The sequence below is a fragment of the Streptomyces iakyrus genome, assembly GCF_000717055.1.
Taxonomy (GTDB): Bacteria; Actinomycetota; Actinomycetes; order Streptomycetales; family Streptomycetaceae; genus Streptomyces; species Streptomyces iakyrus.
Genome location: NZ_JNXI01000005.1, coordinates 183061 through 201960, shown reverse-complemented (window position 1 = coordinate 201960; position 18900 = coordinate 183061). Strand labels below are relative to the sequence as shown.

18 protein-coding genes are annotated in these 18900 nt (G+C 71.4%); 16 read left to right on the top strand and 2 right to left on the bottom strand.

Going from position 1 to position 18900, the window contains the following annotated elements:
- Positions 1 to 35: 35 nt before the first annotated feature.
- Positions 36 to 1244 (bottom strand): MFS transporter, encoded by a 1209-nt coding sequence (locus OO68_RS11685; protein ID WP_033308211.1) that lies wholly within the window; start codon positions 1242 to 1244, stop codon positions 36 to 38.
- A gap of 249 nt (positions 1245 to 1493) precedes the next feature.
- Here OO68_RS11685 and OO68_RS11680 point away from each other — a divergent pair, with 249 nt between their 5' ends.
- The 10 genes from OO68_RS11680 (at position 1494) to OO68_RS11635 (ending at position 11528) form a co-directional block, all read left to right on the top strand.
- Positions 1494 to 1739 carry a hypothetical protein gene (locus tag OO68_RS11680; protein WP_033308210.1) on the top strand — a complete coding sequence of 82 codons (246 nt, stop codon included), beginning with the start codon at positions 1494 to 1496 and terminating at the stop codon, positions 1737 to 1739.
- 12 nt (positions 1740 to 1751) lie between these two features.
- A complete protein-coding gene (locus OO68_RS11675; protein ID WP_033308209.1) occupies positions 1752 to 2582 on the top strand; it encodes a hypothetical protein in 831 nt (276 codons plus the stop codon).
- 51 nt (positions 2583 to 2633) lie between these two features.
- The gene (locus tag OO68_RS11670; protein ID WP_033308208.1) at positions 2634 to 3599 is read left to right on the top strand and encodes a LysR family transcriptional regulator; all 966 of its coding nucleotides are present in this window, start codon (positions 2634 to 2636) and stop codon (positions 3597 to 3599) included.
- A gap of 166 nt (positions 3600 to 3765) precedes the next feature.
- Positions 3766 to 4794, top strand: coding sequence for a hypothetical protein (locus OO68_RS11665; protein ID WP_245236945.1), 1029 nt, complete (start codon positions 3766 to 3768; stop codon positions 4792 to 4794).
- A gap of 339 nt (positions 4795 to 5133) precedes the next feature.
- Positions 5134 to 7326: a bifunctional polysaccharide deacetylase/glycosyltransferase family 2 protein gene (locus OO68_RS11660; protein WP_033308207.1), complete on the top strand. Its 2193-nt coding sequence runs from the start codon at positions 5134 to 5136 to the stop codon at positions 7324 to 7326.
- Complete coding sequence (locus OO68_RS11655) at positions 7323 to 8534, top strand: acyltransferase family protein (protein WP_033308206.1); 1212 nt, start codon at positions 7323 to 7325, stop codon at positions 8532 to 8534. The genes OO68_RS11660 and OO68_RS11655 overlap by 4 nt, the downstream gene beginning before the upstream one ends.
- Positions 8535 to 8612: 78 nt before the next feature.
- A complete protein-coding gene (locus OO68_RS11650) occupies positions 8613 to 9242 on the top strand; it encodes a hypothetical protein (RefSeq protein WP_157852700.1) in 630 nt (209 codons plus the stop codon).
- The gene (locus tag OO68_RS11645; protein WP_033308205.1) at positions 9239 to 9541 is read left to right on the top strand and encodes a DUF6317 family protein; all 303 of its coding nucleotides are present in this window, start codon (positions 9239 to 9241) and stop codon (positions 9539 to 9541) included. Before OO68_RS11650 ends, OO68_RS11645 begins: the two co-directional genes overlap by 4 nt.
- On the top strand, positions 9538 to 10929 hold the full coding sequence (locus OO68_RS11640; protein WP_033308204.1) for a putative T7SS-secreted protein: 1392 nt from the start codon (positions 9538 to 9540) through the stop codon (positions 10927 to 10929). Before OO68_RS11645 ends, OO68_RS11640 begins: the two co-directional genes overlap by 4 nt.
- Positions 10930 to 10937: 8 nt before the next feature.
- Positions 10938 to 11528, top strand: a complete 591-nt coding sequence (locus OO68_RS11635) for a hypothetical protein (RefSeq protein WP_033308203.1) — start codon at positions 10938 to 10940, stop codon at positions 11526 to 11528.
- Here OO68_RS11635 and OO68_RS11630 read toward each other — a convergent pair.
- Positions 11511 to 12053: a hypothetical protein gene (locus OO68_RS11630; protein WP_051814591.1), complete on the bottom strand. Its 543-nt coding sequence runs from the start codon at positions 12051 to 12053 to the stop codon at positions 11511 to 11513. The two genes, OO68_RS11635 and OO68_RS11630, sit on opposite strands and share 18 nt — an antisense overlap.
- Before the next feature lie 124 nt (positions 12054 to 12177).
- Here OO68_RS11630 and OO68_RS11625 point away from each other — a divergent pair, with 124 nt between their 5' ends.
- The 6 genes from OO68_RS11625 (at position 12178) to OO68_RS11600 (ending at position 18862) form a co-directional block, all read left to right on the top strand.
- Positions 12178 to 13050 carry a hypothetical protein gene (locus OO68_RS11625; RefSeq protein WP_033308202.1) on the top strand — a complete coding sequence of 291 codons (873 nt, stop codon included), beginning with the start codon at positions 12178 to 12180 and terminating at the stop codon, positions 13048 to 13050.
- Between the two features lie 166 nt (positions 13051 to 13216).
- A complete protein-coding gene (locus OO68_RS11620; RefSeq protein ID WP_033308201.1) occupies positions 13217 to 14602 on the top strand; it encodes a nitrate/nitrite transporter in 1386 nt (461 codons plus the stop codon).
- Between the two features lie 117 nt (positions 14603 to 14719).
- Positions 14720 to 15871 carry a uroporphyrinogen-III synthase gene (locus OO68_RS11615; protein WP_033308200.1) on the top strand — a complete coding sequence of 384 codons (1152 nt, stop codon included), beginning with the start codon at positions 14720 to 14722 and terminating at the stop codon, positions 15869 to 15871.
- Positions 15872 to 16564: 693 nt separating this feature from the next.
- Positions 16565 to 17158, top strand: a complete 594-nt coding sequence (locus OO68_RS11610) for a CGNR zinc finger domain-containing protein (protein WP_033308199.1) — start codon at positions 16565 to 16567, stop codon at positions 17156 to 17158.
- A 352-nt stretch (positions 17159 to 17510) separates the two neighbouring features.
- Positions 17511 to 18032 (top strand): sigma-70 family RNA polymerase sigma factor, encoded by a 522-nt coding sequence (locus OO68_RS11605; protein ID WP_010039908.1) that lies wholly within the window; start codon positions 17511 to 17513, stop codon positions 18030 to 18032.
- Positions 18032 to 18862 (top strand): anti-sigma factor family protein, encoded by an 831-nt coding sequence (locus tag OO68_RS11600; protein WP_403549364.1) that lies wholly within the window; start codon positions 18032 to 18034, stop codon positions 18860 to 18862. The genes OO68_RS11605 and OO68_RS11600 overlap by 1 nt, the downstream gene beginning before the upstream one ends.
- Positions 18863 to 18900 lie beyond the last annotated feature (38 nt).

The following is an 18900-nucleotide window of genomic DNA, read 5'->3' as shown; positions in this document are numbered from 1 at the left end:
TCGACGATCGAACGTATGCGGGGGCCCTGAGGGCGTCAATGGGGCGTCGGGATAACGGTGAAGCGATTCGAAGCAAAGGGCAGGGACAACGCCAGGGCCACGCACGCCGCCGACACCGGGACCACGTAACCCGCCGTCGGCGAGAGGTGCTCCACCGTCCAGCCGCCGATCGCGCTGCCGCAGGCGATGCCACCGAGGAGTCCCGTCACCGCGAGGGTCATGCCCTCGTTCAGCCGGCCCTCGGGGGTGCGCTCCTGGACCAGCGTCATGGTGGTGACCATCGTCGGGGCCGTCGCCATCCCGGCGACCAGCAGCGCCGCCGCCAGGGCGAGGAGCGAACCGGTGAGGGCCGCGGCCAGCAGCGGCAGGGCCAGCAGCGCGGCCATCGCCGCCACGCACCAGGGCAGCCGCGCCGCGGCCGGACCGGCGGGCTTCATCGCGCCGTACAGCAGGCCCGCCCCGCAGGAGCCCGCGGCCTGGAGCGCGAGCACGACACCGGCCGCCGGCTGCCGCCCCTGCGCGTCGGCGAACGCCAGTGTGACGACCTCCGTCGCGCCGAAGACGGCACCCATCGCCAGGCAGACCGCGAGCAGCGGGGGGATGCCGGGGGCGCGCAAGGGCGCCTTGCCGGGTATCTGCGCGCGCACCGGAGGCTCCGTCGCGCGCCGGGTCGTGAACAGCACCATGCCGGTCAGCAGCAGCACCGCGCCCACGAGCGTGCCCGCCTCGGGGAAGAACGCCCCGCACAGGAACGCCGCGAGCACCGGGCCCAGCATGAAACACAGTTCGTCCGCCGCCTGCTCGAAGGAGTTGGCGGTGTGCAGCGCCTTCGGGTCGCCGGCCAGCAGATGCGCCCAGCGGGCCCGGGACATGCCGCCGGTGTTCGGGGTGGTGGCGGTGGCGGCGTAGGAGGTGAACAGGGTCCAGTTGGGGGCGTCGTGGCGGACGCACAGCAGCAAGGAGAGCGAGCCGAGGACGGCGATCACCGTGGCGGGCAGGGCCACCCGGGCCTGGCCGTGCCGGTCGACGAGCCGGGCGATCCATGGTGCGACCAGGGCGGTCGCCGCGAGCCCCGTCGCCGTGACGGCACCGGCGAGGGCGTACGAACCCCGGCTTCCGGCGATCATCACGACCGCGCTGACGCTGAACATGCCCATCGGCAGCCGGGCGACGAGGTTCCCGGCGGTGAACGCGCGGGTGCCCGGCAGCCGGAACAGGCGGTAGTACGGGGAGAGTTGCGGCATGCGTCCACCGTCACCCGGGGACGATCAAGGGGTCCAACACCTGTTCCGTGCGCAGTCACGCACCTGGGTTGTGAATCCGTGGCGGGCGGGCCGGAAGGACATGGCGGAAACCGTTCGCTCCCTGTTCTTCATACAGGTTTATGGAGATTCCAAATGCTCCTCATGGCGCATGGAAAAGATGTTCATTCGGGAAATTCCTTCACTCGTTTGCCGCGCATCCGCCGGAGTGAACCGACGGTTAGTGGGTACATGACCGAGGCGACCAGGAAAGACGGCTGGGCGGTAACGCTCGGCCCGTACACCTACATTCCCGCTCCAGCGCACTCGTCGGCGACCGTCAACGGGACGCTCACCAAAGGGGGTTGCCCGGTCGCGCTCCAGGTGACCGAGCAGGTTCTGCGCGACTTCATCGACCGTATGAGCGCGCTGGAAAAGGATCTCGCCCGACGGTGGGGCAGTGCCACGGATTGGCACGCTTTCGCACTTGCGGAATAGTCGGGTCCCGCCATGTACGACAAAGTAGAGGGCACCGGCCGGCATCGGGCTCCGGCCCGGGATTTCATCACTCCCCTCACACCACCGGACCCGACCTGGGACCCCGCCGAGGAACTGGCGTTCATCCTGGAGGAGGCACTGGGGCAGCAGGCGGCTCAGGCTGCTCAGGCTGCTCAGGCGACGAGGATTCCCGCCCCGCGTGACGAGGACCCGGTCCCCGCCGCGGAGCCGGAACCGGCCGCCGCCCCGGGCGCCCATATGCGGCGGCTCCAGGACATCACCGAGGAACTGCCGCCCGTACGGGAGGTGCCCCGGCGGCACCGCAAGGTCCGGGCCCGCAAAGCCCACGGCCTGCTCCGCACCACCAGCTTCCTCGTCGCCGCCCTATCGGCCGTCATCGCCTCCGCGGTGAGCCTCCTGAGCGGCATCGTCGCCTACGACCCCCTGCGGCTGGTCGCCGTGTCCCCCGCGGCGAGGGGCCTGAGCACCTGGTGGCCGCTGCTGGTGTACGGGCCCTGGCTGGTGGGTTCCCTGTCCGTCCTGCGCGCCGCGCTGCACCAGCGCCGTGCCGTGCACTCCTGGTGCGTGGTCCTGGCCTTCTCCTCCATCGCCGTGCTGCTGTGTGTCGTCCAGGCGCCCCGGACGGTCCTCGGCACCGCGGCGGCCGCCCTGCCCGGCCTCGCCGCCCTTGCCTGCTTCCAGCAGGTCGTCCGCCAGATCACCCTGACCAGGCCGCCGATGCGGTCGGTACCCCGGCACCGGGTGGGACAGGCTCCGCCGGATGCGGGTACCGAGGGCCGGACGGGCGGGGCGGGGACGTCCCCCAAGACCACCGGCCCCTGAGCCCGAGAGGGCCGCGCATGCCCGGGCACCCGGCCGCTGTAGGTTCGCGGCATGTCCGGGCACCTCGATCACCGTCTGCTGCGCGGCTTCGTCGCCGTCGCCGAGGAACTGCACTTCACGCGTGCCGCGATGCGGCTGCACGTGGCGCAGCAGGCGCTCAGCCGGGACGTGCGGCGACTGGAGCGGGAACTCGGTGCCGAGCTGTTCGTGCGGACCACCCGGCAGGTGACGCTCACCCCCGACGGGGAGCGGCTGCTGCCGTACGCCCGCCGGGTGCTCCAGGCGCAGGACGACCTGCTCGCCGCCTTCGGCCAGGCCCGGCCGCTGCTGGTCGACCTCAACTCCCCGGGCCTGGTCACACCGCGCCGGGTGCTGCACGAGGCGCGTGAACTCGCCCCCCACCACGAGCTGATGGCCCGCTACGAGAGCGGCCTGACGGGCGCCGCCGGAGAACTGCTCGCCGGCCGGCTGGACGCGTCGTTCGGACGGTTCGCCGGGCTGGACCCGGCGCTGCGGTCCGGGCTCGACCATCAGCCCGTGCGGCTGGAGCCGATGGCGGTCGTGCTGCCCGACGATCACCGGCTGGCCGCCTGGGACGCCGTGCCCCTCGCCGAGCTGGCCGGTGAGAGCGTCTACGCGGGCGCCGGCAACCCCCGCACACCGGAATGGACCGGACTGGCGCGGCTGCTGTTCGAGGGGCGGGGCATCGACATCGCGCCACCCGCGCCGCTGGCCGTCGGTGAAGAGGAATTCCAGCGGCTCATGGCCAGAACGCGCAATCCGGTCCTGGCCGTCGTGGAGTTCCCGGCGCTCCCGTCGATGGTGGTGCGGCCCCTGGTCGACCCCGTTCCGCTGTCCCCCGTCTCCCTGGTGTGGCGCAAGGGCCTGACCCATCCCGCGTTCGACGCGCTGCGCCGGGCGGCGGCCCGGCTGGCCGCGGAAACGGGCTGGTTGCGCAGGCCTGAGGGCGCCTGGCTCCCGCCCGGAGACGATGTCCTGATGGCGTCTCACGGTTGACACGATTCGACACGGCGCCCACACGGAACCTGCGCGTGCGCTACATTCGACGCCTGAGCACGGTGTGGTAAGAGGGGGCGCTCGGACGGGTGGGGGCCCGATCCGACGGCGGGTGCTCAGGTCGGCAAGCGCACCTGAACCATCCCGTGGGGGGAAGTGCGTGCGCGTGACAAAGTGGCGAGAAGACGCCCAACCCGAGTGGCCCGAGGCCGCCATGGCTACCGGGGAACTCCCGTCGGACAGCGGAGCCCGGGACGGGAGAGCCACTCAGGTCTTCCCCGACCGTGACGTCCGGACGACCGTCCACCGGCTGCCCGCCGGGACGGAGATACTGCGCGGCATTCCCCGCCAGAGCGAGGGGGAGGCCGACTCGCTCGCCCCGCAGCCGGGCAACAAGACCTCGGTCCGCGACCCCTGGCAGGAGCAGGAGGACGCCGGAGCCGAACCGTCCGGTCACACCCCCGACGCCGACGGGCAGACCCACGATCCGCACGAGGTCACCGTCCAGCTCGACGCCGTGCAGCTCGGGGACGGCTTCCTGCGGCAGGTCAAGGAGGGCCCGGGCGCCGAGGCCGCCGCCGACCGGCCCGTCTTCGTCGACGAGTCCGGCCGCCGCAGCCGCCGCTACCGCCGGATCGGCATGGCCGTCGCCCTGGCCTGCGGGGCCTACGCCGTCGTCATCGTCGCCACGCTGCTGTCGGGCAACTCCAACGCCCCCTGGCTGCCCGTGCCGACCAAGGACGACAACCCGCCGGCCGGGCAGGTCGACACCCCGTCGCTGCCCGCCGAGTCGGCACCCACCACCGGCGCCGGCACCGGCGCCACCGCACCGGGCAGCACGCCGGCGACCGGCCAGCCCACGGCACCCGGGCCCGGCCTCAGTGCCGCCGTACCCGACACCACCGCCGGCACCGGCCGCTCCGGCACATCCGCCGAGCCCACGCCGAGCGCGACCCGGACCGTCCCGGCACCGGGCGGCAAGGCCACCGCTCCGGCCCCCACCAAACCGGCCGACCCGCCGAGCACGCCGGCCACCGACCCGACCCCGACGGCCGAGCCCACGGCCACGCCCACCGAGACGACGGGCACCGGCGGCGACGGCGGCACCGTCGCCGAGGGCCCGGCCGAGCCGCAGCCCGTCGCCGAGGGCCCGGTCCAGTCGCAGCCCGTCGCGGAGACACCGGCCGCCGCGTAGTCCTCCGCGTCCGACAGCGGCGCCCGCCGCCCGGGCGCCGCTCCACCGTCCTTCCGGCGGGGCGCCGTTGCGGCACCGGTACGGACCGGCGGGCGGAACCCCGAACCTTCCGGAGCGGAGCCGCGCACCTCGCGATCACCCGCTCCATCCGCTTCACCCGCTCCATCCGCACCACCCACCCGTCCCGCTCCCGCAGCGGGACCTCAGGACGCCGTCGCATGCGCCCCACCCCGCGCAACCGAGACGTCCCCGGCCGGCCGGGCCCGACCACACCACACCGTCCGCCCGCCTCCGTCCCCGTATCACCCCATCCCGCACCACCCCGGAGTACCACCACCCATGGCATCCCGTACCCGCCGTTCCGGGCCCGCGTCGCGAGCCCGTGGCGGCTTCAGGCGCCGGCGCCTGCCCATGCGTCTGTTGCTGCCCCTGCTCGTGCTCGTCGCACTCGGCGCGATGCTCATGCTGCGCGGCTACGTGCACAGCGAGATCCTCGCCGACCACCGCGTCGGCCCGCCCGCGGCGAACGACCGCGTCCCGAAGGACATCCTGAAGGGCGGGCCCGTCATCGACACCCGCAACGGGAAGCCCACCGCTCTGGAACTCCCGGACGGCGAACTGGTCCTGACCTTCGACGACGGCCCCGACCCGAGGTGGACGCCCAAGGTCCTCGACGTCCTGAAGAAGCACGACGCCCGGGCCGTCTTCTTCATCACCGGCACCATGGCCTCCCGCCACCCGGACCTCGTCCAGCGCATGGTCGACGAGGGCCACGAGATCGGCCTGCACACCTTCAACCACCCGGACCTGTCGCTGCAGACCAAGAGCCGCATCGACTGGGAGCTGTCCCAGAACCAGCTCGCGCTGGCCGGGGCGGCCGGAATCCGCACCTCGCTGTTCCGCCCGCCCTACTCGTCGTTCGCCCACAACATGGACAACAACACGTGGCCGGTCACCGAGTACATCGGCAGCAAGGGCTACATCACCATCGTCAACAACACCGACAGCGAGGACTGGCGCCGGCCCGGGGTCGAGAAGATCATCAGCAATGCCACGCCGAAGGGCGGCAAGGGCGCCATCGTGCTGATGCACGACTCCGGCGGTGACCGCTCCCAGACCGTGGCCGCGCTCGACGACTACATCTCGGGGCTGCAGGACAAGGGCTACCGCTTCCACACCCTCACCGGCGCCCTGGACGCGCCGAGCGCGCACACCCGCGTCGCCGGGCTGGAGTCGCTGAAGGGCGAGGCGTGGGTCTTCCTGGTGCAGGCCTCCGAGAACGTGACCGGGGTTCTCGTCGCCGGCCTCGCCGTCGTCGGCGTGCTGGTCTTCGGGCGTCTCGGGCTGATGCTGATCCTCTCCGTGGCGCACGCCCGCCGGGTCCGGCGCCGCGGGTTCAGCTGGGGCGAACCCGTCACGGAACCGGTGTCCGTCCTCGTGCCCGCCTACAACGAGGCCAAGTGCATCGAGCAGACGGTCCGTTCGCTGGTCGCCAGCGACCACCCCATCGAGGTGCTGGTCATCGACGACGGCTCCAGCGACGGCACCGCCCGCATCGTCGAGAACCTGGGCCTGCCCGGTGTGCGTGTCGTCCGCCAGCTCAACGCCGGCAAGCCCGCCGCCCTCAACCGGGGCATCGCCAACGCCAAGTACGACCTGATCGTGATGATGGACGGCGACACCGTCTTCGAGCCGACCACCGTCCGCGAACTCGTCCAGCCCTTCGGCGACCCGCGCGTCGGGGCCGTCGCGGGCAACGCCAAGGTCGGCAACCGGGACTCCCTCATCGGCGCGTGGCAGCACATCGAGTACGTGATGGGCTTCAACCTCGACCGCCGCATGTACGACGTGCTGCGCTGCATGCCCACCATCCCCGGCGCGGTCGGGGCGTTCCGGCGCAGCGCCCTGGAACGCGTCGGCGGCATGAGCGACGACACGCTCGCCGAGGACACCGACATCACCATGGCCATGCACCGCGACGGCTGGCACGTGGTGTACGCCGAGAAGGCCGTGGCCTGGACCGAGGCCCCGGAGTCCGTCCAGCAGCTGTGGTCCCAGCGCTACCGCTGGTCCTACGGCACCATGCAGGCCATCTGGAAGCACCGCCGGTCCGTCTTCGAACGGGGGCCTTCGGGCCGCTTCGGCCGGGTCGGCATGCCGCTCGTGTCCATGTTCATGGTCGTGGCACCGCTGCTGGCCCCCCTGATCGACGTGTTCCTGCTGTACGGGCTGGTGTTCGGCCCCACCGAGAAGACCATCGGCGCCTGGCTGGGCGTCCTCGCGGTGCAGGGCGTGTGCGCGGCCTACGCGTTCCACCTGGACAAGGAACGCATGACCCACCTCATCTCCCTCCCGCTCCAGCAGCTCCTCTACCGCCAGCTGATGTACGTCGTCCTGCTCCAGTCCTGGATCACCGCCCTCACCGGCGGCCGGCTGCGCTGGCAGAAGCTGCGGCGCACGGGTGCGGTGGGCCTGCCCGGGTCCGGAACCGGCACGCCCCAGCAGATGACGGAGAAGAGGCCGGTCGGATGACCGCCCAGGTGACCACCGCGGCCGAGGCCGCTCCTCAGGAGCGGACCCCCTCCAAGAAGCCCGGCCGTGACCGGTACTTCGACCTGCTGCGCGCCCTCGCGCTGTTCCGCGTCGTGCTGTACCACCTGACGGGCTGGGCCTGGCTGCCGCTGCTCTTCCCGTCCATGGGCGTGATGTTCGCGCTCGCCGGGAGCCTGATGGCCCGCTCGCTGAAGCGGCCGGCCGTGCAGGTGATCCGCGGCCGGATGCGCCGCCTGCTGCCCCCGCTGTGGCTGCTGGGCGTCGTCGGCGTCACCGGCATGGTCCTGCAGGGCTGGGGCCCGGACGCGGACGGGCACCCCGGCTGGTGGCTGCTCCACCTCACCTTCTGGATCGTCCCGCTCAGCGACCCGCCGTACGCCGAGGGCCTGCCCGGCATCCACGGCTTCATCGGCGAGAACTGGGCCGCGGAACTCGCGGGACCGCTGTGGTACATCCGCGCCTACCTCTGGTACGTCCTGCTGTCCCCGCTGCTGCTGAAGGCCCTGCGCGCCCTGCCGGTCGTCACGATCCTCGCGCCGGTCGCCCTGGCCGTCGTCTTCGAGCAGGACTGGCTCGCGCTGCCCGGGGAGCGGATCCCCTCGGCGCTCACGGACTTCTCCACCTTCGGCGCCTGCTGGATGCTCGGCATGGCCCACCAGGAGGGCATCCTGCGCCGGCTGCCGCGCTACATCGTGCCGTCCGTCGCCCCCGTCATCGCCCTGGCCGGCCTCTGGTACGCCCTGCACCACGACTTCGGCACCGGCAACGACCTCGACAGCATGCCGCTCGCCCAGGCCCTGTGGTCCTTCGGCACGGTGTTCCTGCTGCTGCACCTCAGCCCCTCCTGGACCCAGTGGCCGCGCCGGCTGCGCCCCTTCGCCGGGACGATCACCCTGCTCAACTCCCGGGCCGTGACCATCTACTTGTGGCACAACACCTGCATCCTGATCGCCGCGACCCTCTGGGACCGCCTGTGGGGCTTCCCCTTGCTGGAACAGAACGTGCCCGGCCTGCTGGAGAGCGTCTGGCCGGTCCTGCTCTTGGGCTGGATCCTCATCGGCTGCTGCGTCCTGGCCTTCGGCTGGGCGGAGGACCTTGCGGCGAAGCAGAGGCCGCGGTTGTGGCCGACAGGTGAGCCCATGGTGAGGGTTCCCAGGAGCCGGAGGCGCGCGGCGCGCGGCGGCTAAGCTGCCCCGGCATCGACGGGGGCGGACGATGAGCGGCCCTCGGCGAGGTCCCTTTCCGGCCGCACGTGGAGAACGACAGTGACACAAGCGCCGACCTCAGAGCCGGCCGGGCCGCGCTTGCCGGTCTTCGGGCTGATCACGCCCGAGGACTGGTACCGCATTCCGCTGCTGCCCGCCGACCGACGTGACGCGTCCGTGAACGCGCTCGTCAAACGGCAGTTCGCGGGCATCGACGACCAGCCCGTGCTGCGCCGCAAGGCCGAGGAGCAGCTGCTCGGCACGGCCGACGCCGCGGTCGGGCAGGGCGGGGTGGTGCTGTACCTGTCGTTCCTGGAGGCCGGCGGCATCCCGCTGTCGGCCTCGCTCCTGATCTCCCGTCTGCACGAGAGCTTCGACGGCCTCGACGCCGTGGCCGCCCTGGCCGGCACCGGCGAGGTCACCCTGGAGTCGCTGCCTGCCGTGGGCCGTGTGGCCCGGGTGCGGCGGCAGGAGCGTACGAAGCAGTCGCGCAAGCTGGGCTCCGAGTTCGACGACACCGTCGTCGAGTACTTCGTGCCGGTCCCGGACCGCGACGAGGTGCTGATGCTGACGTTCAGCACGCCGCTGGAGCCGATCGCGGACGCCATGGTGGAGTTGTTCGACGCGGTGGCCGGGACCTTGCGCTGGCAGCACCGCGAGGAGGAGCTGACGGGGGAGGAAGACGCGTGAGCAAGAAGCTCAAGGTTTCGACGCAGGATCTCGACACGGCCGGAACCGGCCTGCGGACGGTGGCGACAGAGCTGGAGGGACTCGACAAGCTCATGGACGCCTATGACCGCCGCACCGTCGGCCACCAGACGCTGCACGACCGGCTCCAGGAGTTCTCCGACGGCTGGGACGACAACCGCAAGAAGATGATCGAGGAGATCAAGGGGCTCGGAACCCTCGCCAAGGAGGCCGGGAAGGCCTACACCGAGCTCGACACCGCGTTGTACGACGCCCTCACCGGCAAGGGGAAGAAGAAGTGACCCGCCCCGCCGGCCACCGGTGGGAGGTGCTGGGCGAGAGCGGCGATCCCGTGCCCGGTGACGTCCACGACATGAAGGCCCTCGCCCGCCGGTTCACGGCCACGGCCGAAACCATCACCAAGACGGCCGACGCGCTGCGCCGGATCGGCAACCTGGAGAGCTGGGACTCCGAGGCCGGCCGCGCCTTCGCCGAGAAGGCCGATGAGACGGCCAAGACGGTGAGCAAGGCCCATGACCGCTACGCGGACGCCGGGAGCGCCCTCAAGGACTACTCCACGGACCTGGAGACGATCCAGGGCGAGGCGGACAAGCTGCTCACTCAGGCCGAGACGAAGCAGAACAGTCTGACCACGGCCAAGGGCAAGGCCGAGAACCCGCCCAAAGGCACCGATGACGCCGGGCAGGACAAGCTCGACAAGGCGGTCACCGATCTCCAGGAGGGTCTGGACGGGTTGCGCGGTCAGTTGGCCGAGCTGAAGACCCGTCACAAGGATGCCGGCGACAAGGCGGCCAAGCGCATTCACGACACCACCGAGGGCGACGGCCTCAACGACGGCTTGCTGGACGACCTGCGCGACACCCTCAAGATCGTCAGCGAGATCACGGGAGCCATCGCCGCCGTCTGCGGGGTGCTGTCGCTGCTGGTTGGATGGATCCCCGTCATCGGGCAGGCCCTGGCGGGTGTGCTCGGCACCATCGCCCTGGTGATGACGGCGATCTCACTGGTCTGTCATGTTCTGCTCGCCATCAACGGCGACGGTTCGTGGGGCGACGTGGCGGTCGACGTGCTGGGCCTCGCCACGTTCGGTATCGGACGGGTCTTCACGGCGGGCGCCAAGGCCGCCGCCACCGTGGGCCGCAGCCGCGTCTGGACGGCGGCCACGCAGTACGTGCGCGGCTGGAACCCGGGCATGAACTCGGCCGCGCGCCGCGCGCTGGTCGAATCCATGGTCGGGGCACGGGCCGGAGCACGCCCCGGCGCCGCGCTGCCCGACGTGGGTCTGAGGGCGGCCTTCCGGGGTCTGCCGAGCTCCTTCGCGGGCGACCTGGCGACCATCCGCGGCAACTGGCGCGACCTGTTCAAGGTCGGCGACAACCTCTCGGCGGCCCGCGACGCCTACACGGCCGCCGGTCCGCGCGGCCTGGTCAGCATGTACGCGGGACCGGGCATGGTCGACGAACTCTCGCGCATCAAGAACATCGACCCGACGGACCTGGCCGTCATCGGCACGCCCGACGCGTTCAAGCAGGCCATGGCGTACAACGTGGTGGGCCTCGGTGGCACCGGGACGGGCGCGGCCTCCGACACCAACAGCTTCATCGGCCTGTTCGGCGACGATCCGGAGATCGACGTCACCGGGTCCGACGCGTCGCTGGCCGGAGTGTGAACGCGCCCATGACGCATCCGGACGAGTGGCGGGAGTGCCGGGTCGCGCTGCCCGCCCACCACAACTGGCTGGTACTGCACCTGCGCAGCGAGGAGCCCGAGGTATGGGCGCACACCCTCGCCGTTCAGCACCTCGGCGGTGACGTACCGGAGCAGTGGCGCGAGGCCTTCGCGACCGACCTGCTCTGGTACTGGGGCGCGGCGGTCCGGCAGGGCGCTTTGTGCGCGGCAGTACTGGCACCCCAGGACGGGCCCGTCGTGGCGAGTTACACGGTGCGGGAGCTGACCGTCCCGGCGCAATCCCGCACGGTGACGGCGTTCCGGGCGGAGGCGGAGTCCGCGCCGGGCCCGTACTTCGGCGACGGTCAGGTCCTCACCGAGGTCGAGCTGCCCCTCGGGCCCGCCCTGCGTGTGCACCGGCAGGAGCCGACGGACCCGGAGGCGGACAGCGGAACGGTCGTGGAGGGCATCGCCCACTACGTCCTGCCGCGCCGGTACCCCACGGCGCTGGAGTGCCGGTTGCTGTGGACGTCCCTGGGACTCGGCGCGGAGCTGGTCAAGGTCGCCGACGAACTGGCGGACTCACTGCGCCTGGTGTGACGCGGACGGCCCACGGAGCTTCCCGAACCCGTCACCCAGGCCGAACCGCTCCCACGGCACCATCGCCAGCGGCATCCAGCTGAACCCGATGGCGAAGACGGCGACGACCGTGGTGATCTGCGCCGGGAGGAGCCACCCGAGCTGGGCGACGAGGAACGACACGACCAACAGGACGACGTCGAAGACCAGCACCGCCAGCACCTTGCGGGCAGCGGAGGCGGGACCCACGCGGGGGGTGTCCTCGTTCCCGCGCACCATCCCGAAGAAGATCACGGGCAGCATCAGCCCGGTCAGCCCGCCGATCGCGATGCTTCCCACGACCAGGGCGTTGTGCCCCTCGTCAGGCACCACACTCGACAAGGGACCCGGGTCGACGGCCTTGCCCAGCAGGGCGACGACCGCGAACGCGCCCAGCGTCGCCGTCGCCAGTACGAGGAGCACTCCCGCTCCGAAAGCGAGGTTCCCGGCGGCGGAACGCCGTGGACGCGGTGCCTTCGGCCGGCCGGCCCCCGACTCAGCGGACATGGACTCTCCCTTTCCCCTTGTCGGGTCCGCTAGAGGATATCCGGCCCGTTCGCCCCGGCCTTCCCAGTGTGGAAAACTGCCCGGGTTGCGCTTGTGAACACAGTGGTCGGCGGGAGCGGTGGGGATGAGTAAGCGGCAGATGCAGAAGATGCTGCGGCTGATGGCGAGCGGGGAACCCGTCGAGCTCACCAGCCCGATGGCGTCCGTGAAGAAGCTCGCCCGGCTGGCCTCCGTCGCCCAGCAGTTCGGGTACGAGTACGCGGACGTCCGCCAGAGCAGCGGCCGCAACGGCGCTCTCACCATGCTGCTGGTGCCCGACCCGAGCCCGCAGGCCCGGGCCCGGGCCGGGCAGAACTGGGCGCAGTACCCGGACGCGGCCGACGGCGTCTCCGTGCCGCCCGTCGTGCCGGACGCCTTCGAGCTCCTCAAGGCCCGCATCAACTTCGACCTCACCGGCAAGCACGCCGAGAAGCGCATGGGGTACGGGGCCCTGGGTGTCACCGTGGGGTGCGCGATCCTCGGCTTCCGTTTCGGCGGCCAGTCCGACGACTTCGTCGCGGCCGGTGTCGTGTGGGTGCTGCTCATGGCGGTCTTCGGCATCGGTCTCGTGGTGACGCGCAAGCGCAACGCCAAGTTCGCGGCCCGGTTGCAGGCGGCCGGCTTCCTGCCGGTGACGGACGAGAACGGCCGGACGCGGTATCTGCCGCCGGGGGCGCAGCTGCCCGGCCAGGGCAATCCGTTCGCGGGCGGACCGTACGGGCAGCAGGCGCCCGGGCCGTACGCGCAACCCGCCCCGGGGCACTACGGCGGTCAGCCCGCCCCGGGCCCGTACGCCCAGCCGGCGCCGTACGGCGGTCAGCCCGCCCCGGGCCCGTACCCCGGGTCCTACGGAGCGCAGCCCCCGGGTCCGTACGGGCAGCCGGGTCCGTACGGGCAGCCGTACAACCAGCCCCACCCACAGCAGCAGAACCCGCACTGGCAGCCTCCGCAGCACTGAGGGGCCTCTGAAATCCGCCGGAACCTCTCATCCCGCCCGGGCCGGGGGTGAGAGCAAAGTTCCCTCGCGGACACCCGCGGTGCCACAGGCAGGAAACGCGTCCTCCCTACCTTCGGGATCAGTCACTCGAAGGCACGACCGAGCCCCGGACCACAGTGGAGGCGTCATGACAGGCCCTGGCACGGCACCCGCACCCCCGAGCAAGGGCGGACGCTGGATCCAGCACTGGGATCCGGAGAACGAGACGTTCTGGAAGGAGACCGGGGAGAAGGTCGCCCGCCGGAACCTCTACTTCTCCGTCCTGTCCGAGCACATCGGATTCTCGATCTGGACCCTGTGGTCCGTGCTGGTGCTCTTCATGGGCCCGGAGTACGGACTGACCCCGGCCGACAAGTTCATGCTGACCTCGATGGTCACGCTGGTCGGCGCGGTCGTCCGCGTCCCCTACACCTTCGCCGTGGCGATCTTCGGCGGGCGGAACTGGACGATCATCTCCGCGGCCCTGCTGCTGATCCCGACCTGCGCCGCGTTCGCGGTGATGGAACCGGGGACCTCCTTCTCCACGTTCCTGCTCGTCGGTCTGCTGGCCGGCATCGGCGGCGGCAACTTCGCCTCCTCCATGACCAACATCAACGCCTTCTTCCCGCTGCGGAAGAAGGGCTGGGCCCTCGGCCTCAACGCGGGCGGCGGCAACATCGGCGTACCGGTGATCCAGCTGGCCGCCCTCGGGATCATCGGCGCCGGCGGCGGGCCGCGAGTGCTGCTCGGGATCTACATCCCACTGATCGTCGTGGCCGCCGTGATGGCCGCGCTGTTCATGGACAACCTGGAGAACGTCAAGAACGACACCGGTGCCGCCAAGGACGCCGCGCGGGACGCCCACACGTGGATCATGTCCTTCCTCTACATCGGCACGTTCGGGTCGTTCATCGGCTACAGCTTCGCCTTCGGGCAGGTCCTCCAGAACCAGTTCGGCCGCACCCCGCTGGAGGCGGCGTACGTCACCTTCATCGGTCCGCTCCTCGGCTCGCTGATCCGGCCCCTGGGCGGCTGGATGGCCGACAAGTACGGCGGCGCGAAGATCAGCCTGTGGAACTACGTCGCCATGGGTGTCGCCACGGCGGTCCTGATCGGAGCCTCCATGGAGAAGTCGCTGGCGCTGTTCACCGCGGCGTTCGTGGTGCTGTTCGTGCTCAGCGGGCTCGGCAACGGCTCGACGTTCAAGATGATCCCGGGCATCTTCCAGAACAAGGCCCTGGCCAAGGGACTGGAGGGTGAGGAGGCTGCGGCGTACGGGCGGCGGCTGTCCGGGGCCTCGATGGGGCTGATCGGAGCGGTGGGTGCGCTCGGCGGCGTCGGCATCAACCTCGCCTTCCGCCAGTCCTTCCTCTCCTACGGCTCGGGCACCGGGGCGTTCGTCGCCTTCCTCGCCTTCTACGCGGTCTGCTTCGTGGTCACCTGGGCCGTATACCTTCGGCGTACGGCTCCCCGGGTACCCGTCACCACGGCGACCTCGGAGGCGAAGCCGCAGCTCAGCTACGCCGAGGTGTGACGTAACACCAGCGACATCAAGCCGATCCGGGCCTGTCACGAGCCGTTGACAGGCTCGTTCGGCATGTAGGTACGCCGTACCCACGCAGTACGACGACTCGAGTGCGGGACGAGAGCCATGTACGAGGAAGAACAGCGACCGGACCACGGACCCCTGGCGGGTTTCACCGTGGGTGTGACGGCCGCGCGCCGGGCCGACGAGCTCGGGGCGCTGCTGCAGCGACGCGGAGCCGCCGTCCTGCACGCCCCTGCCCTGCGCATCGTGCCGCTCGCCGACGACAGCGAACTGCTGGCGGCGACGAAGGAGATCATCGAGCAGGTGCCGGACGTCGTCGTGGCCACGACCGCGATCGGCTTCCGCGGCTGGGTCGAGGCCGCCGACGGCTGGGGGCTGGGGGAGGAGCTGCTGGCCCGGCTGGGCGGCGTACGGATCATGGCGCGCGGGCCGAAGGTCAAGGGCGCGGTCCGGGCCGCCGGGCTGACGGAGGAGTGGTCGCCGTCGTCGGAGTCCATGGCGGAGGTGCTGGACCGGCTGCTGGAGGAGGGCGTCGACGGTCTGCGGATCGCCATCCAGCTGCACGGTGAGCCGCTGCCCGGGTTCGTGGAGGCGCTGCGGGAGGGCGGGGCCGAGGTGGTCGGGGTGCCCGTCTACCGCTGGATGCCGCCGGAGGACATCACCCCGGTCGACCGCCTGCTCGACGCGACGGTCGGCCGGGCCCTGGACGCCGTCACCTTCACCAGCGCCCCGGCAGCGGCCTCCCTCCTCTCCCGGGCGGAGGAGCGCGGACTGCTCGACGAGGTCCTGGCGGCGCTCGGCCATGACGTCCTGCCGGCCTGCGTGGGCCCGGTCACCGCCCTGCCCCTGCAGTCCCGCGGCATCGACACGATCCAGCCGGAGCGCTTCCGGCTCGGCCCTCTCGTACAGCTCCTCTGCCAGGAACTTCCCGCTCGGGCCCGCTCCCTCCCCGTCGCCGGGCACCGCGTGGAGATCCGGGGCCACGCCGTCCTCGTCGACGGCCACCTCAAGCCGGTCCCGCCCGCCGGCATGTCCCTCCTGCGCGCCCTCTCCCGGCGCCCCGGCTGGGTCGTGGCCCGTGCGGACCTCCTGCGCGCCCTCCCCGGCTCCGGCCGCGACGAGCACGCGGTCGAAACGGCCATGGCCCGCCTCCGCACGGCCCTCGGCACGCCGAAGCTGATCCAGACCGTGGTCAAACGGGGCTACCGCCTGGCCCTGGACCCGAGCGCGGAGACGAAGTACGCGGACGCGTGATCCCGTCCGGGGGTTGAGCCGAAATCCGCCAGACCTGGTCGCCTGGCCTGAGCGGATGCCTTGAGCCCGGTCGCCTGCCGGAGCATGAGGCGCCGGTTCCGGCCGCCGGCCCGCGCGGGATGCCTTGAGTCCGGTCGCTCGTCGAGCGTGAGGCGCCGTGCCCGGTCGCACGGCCCGAGCCGGTGGTTTGTGGCCGGTGGGTTTGCCGGAGTGCGAGGCGCCAACCCCGGTCGTCTGGTCTGAGTGGGGCAGATGAGCCCGGCCGCCTGGTCTGAGTGGGGCAGCTTGAGCCCGGTCGCCTGGCCCGAGCGGGACGGCTTGAGCCCGGTCGGCCGGCCCGAGTGGGGCGGCTTGAGCCCGGCCGCCCGTCGGAGTGTGAGGCGCCGTGCCCGGTCGCCCGGCCTGAGCGGGATGCCTCGTGGCAGGCCGCCTGCCGGAGCATGAGGCGCCGGTTCCGGTCGCCGGCCCGAGCGGGATGTCCTGTGCCCGGTGCCCCAGCGGAACCTGGCCTCCCGCCCGGCCCTGGCCTGAACGCGCGTCCCCTGTCGGTGGTCGTCGCGACGAGCCGTGTGCGAGGGGTTTCCGGCGTCGTAGCGGGCAGGCACTGTAAGAGGGAGCGGTTTACCGGCCCTCTCACTGGCGTCTCACCCAAGCCCTCGCGACCGGGGTGAACCCCTAGGCGGTGACAGGCACATGGCACTGGGTACGGCCACGGCCCCCTACGAGCTGCGCTTCGATGCCGGGCGGGCCTGCCTGGACCTGCTCTCCACCACGCACCCGGAGGAGCGGCTCGACTCCGTGGACGTGCTGCGCGCCTGGATCACCGGCTCCGGACTCGTCCCGGCGGACACCCCCCTGACCCACGCGGACACCGGCTGGCTGCTCGCCTTCCGTGAACTGCGCGCCCAGATCGACCGGTTGGTCCGCTGCCGGCCGAGACCCGGCGTCGCGACGTACGACCTCGCCCTCGCCCGCGTCAACGACCTGGCCCGCACCGCGCCCCCGGCCCCGCGCGCAGTCCGCGGCGAAGACGGCCAGCTCCTGCGGCGGTTGGACGGCCCGCCCGGCTGCGCCGCCCTGCTCGCGGTCGTCGCCCGGGACGCCGTGGACCTGCTGACCGATCCCGTCGCCCGCGCGGCCCTGCGCCAGTGCGAAGGCGACAACTGCCCCATTGTGTACCTCGACACCTCCCGGGGACGCAGGAGGCGCTGGTGCTCCAGTGAGGTCTGCGGGAACCGCGAAAGAGTCGCCCGGCACCGTCGCCGCGCGGCACTCTCCCGCGCCTGAAACGGAATTGAGTGGTCCGTGCACTCAATTTACCTGTCCTAAATGCGACTTCTGCGACCGCGCTGTCGAAGTGATTTCGATTACATGCCGTTTACCTACGCCACCGTAGGGAAGGGCTGGCCTGAACTTTCCGATGTGGCGGAAATGTAAAGAACGCGGGGTGGGAATGTGACCCCATGTCCAGCTCGTCACGTCATCCCGAAGAAATCTGTCACGTCTCTTTGAACACCCAACGGCTCGCGTCCGTACGGCTTGTGGAGCGACCGACTGGGGGAACCCCCGGACACCGGAGGTGGGCGTGCGCAAGGATTCCGTCGTGGCCAATGAACGTGCACCGAGGGCCCGACATCGCATGTCCCAGCCCTCGGAACCCGATGAGGAGCTGATGCGTGCGCTCTATCGCGAACACGCCGGACCCCTGCTGGCATACGTCCTGCGCCTGGTCGCCGGCGACCGGCAGCGCGCCGAGGACGTCGTCCAGGAGACGCTCATCCGTGCCTGGAAGAACGCCGGTCAGCTCAACAGAGCGACCGGATCGGTACGCCCCTGGCTGGTGACGGTCGCCCGGCGCATCGTCATCGACGGCCACCGCAGCCGGCAGGCCCGGCCGCAGGAGGTCGACCCGTCGCCGCTGGAGGTCATCCCCGCGGAGGACGAGATCGACAAGGCGCTGTGGCTGATGACTCTCTCGGACGCACTCGACGACCTGACGCCCGCCCACCGGGAGGTGCTCGTCGAGACGTATTTCAAGGGGCGTACCGTCAATGAGGCGGCCGAGACCCTGGGCATACCCAGCGGCACCGTCCGCTCCAGGGTGTTCTACGCCCTGCGTTCGATGAAGCTGGCACTGGAGGAGCGGGGGGTGACGGCGTGATGAGTGTTTACGGGGGTAACCAAGGGTTCGGTACGGGAGGCATGGGTATGTCTGGCCCCATGCAGGAATCTCCGGTGCCGAACGAGCACGAGACCGTCGGCGCCTACGCCCTCGGCATCCTCGACGACGCCGAAGCAACCGCTTTCGAAGCCCACCTCGCCACTTGCGAATGGTGCGCACAGCAGCTCGACGAACTGGCCGGCATGGAGCCGATGCTCGCCGCCCTCGCCGACCTCCCCGGCTCCGGCAGCACACCCGCGATCGGCGATTCGCTGTCCGCGAAGCCCCGGCCGCGCCTGGTGGAGAAGCTGGTCGACGAGGTCGCCGACCGCCGCGCCCAGAAGCGCCGCCGCAGCTTCTACATGGTGGCCGCGGCCGGTGCGCTGATCATCGGCGGCCCGTTCGTCGCGGTCGCGACGAACGGCGGCGGCGACGGCGGAGGTCCGGAGAACCGCCCGCTCGCGGCCAGCCCCGCCAAGGCCGCCTTCGACGGCATCTCCGACAAGATCAGCGCCACCGACCCGAACACCAAGGTCTCCGCCACCGTCGCCGTCCAGAAGAAGGACTGGGGCACGGGCATGGTCCTGGAGCTGAAGAACGTCAAGGGCCCGCTGAAGTGCGCTCTCGTCGCGGTCGGCAAGAACGGCGAGCGCGAGACCCTCTCCTCCTGGTCCGTCCCTGAGTGGGGCTACGGCCTGCCGGACGCCAAGTCCGACAAGGCCAAGGAGCCCCTGTACGTCCAGGGCGGCGCCGCCTTCGAGCCGAACGAGATCGACCACTTCGAGGTCGTCACCTTCGACGGCAAGCGGCTCGTCGAGGTCGACGCCTAGCCAGGTCTGTCCGGTCGCCGGCAGGAGCCATTGGGGGC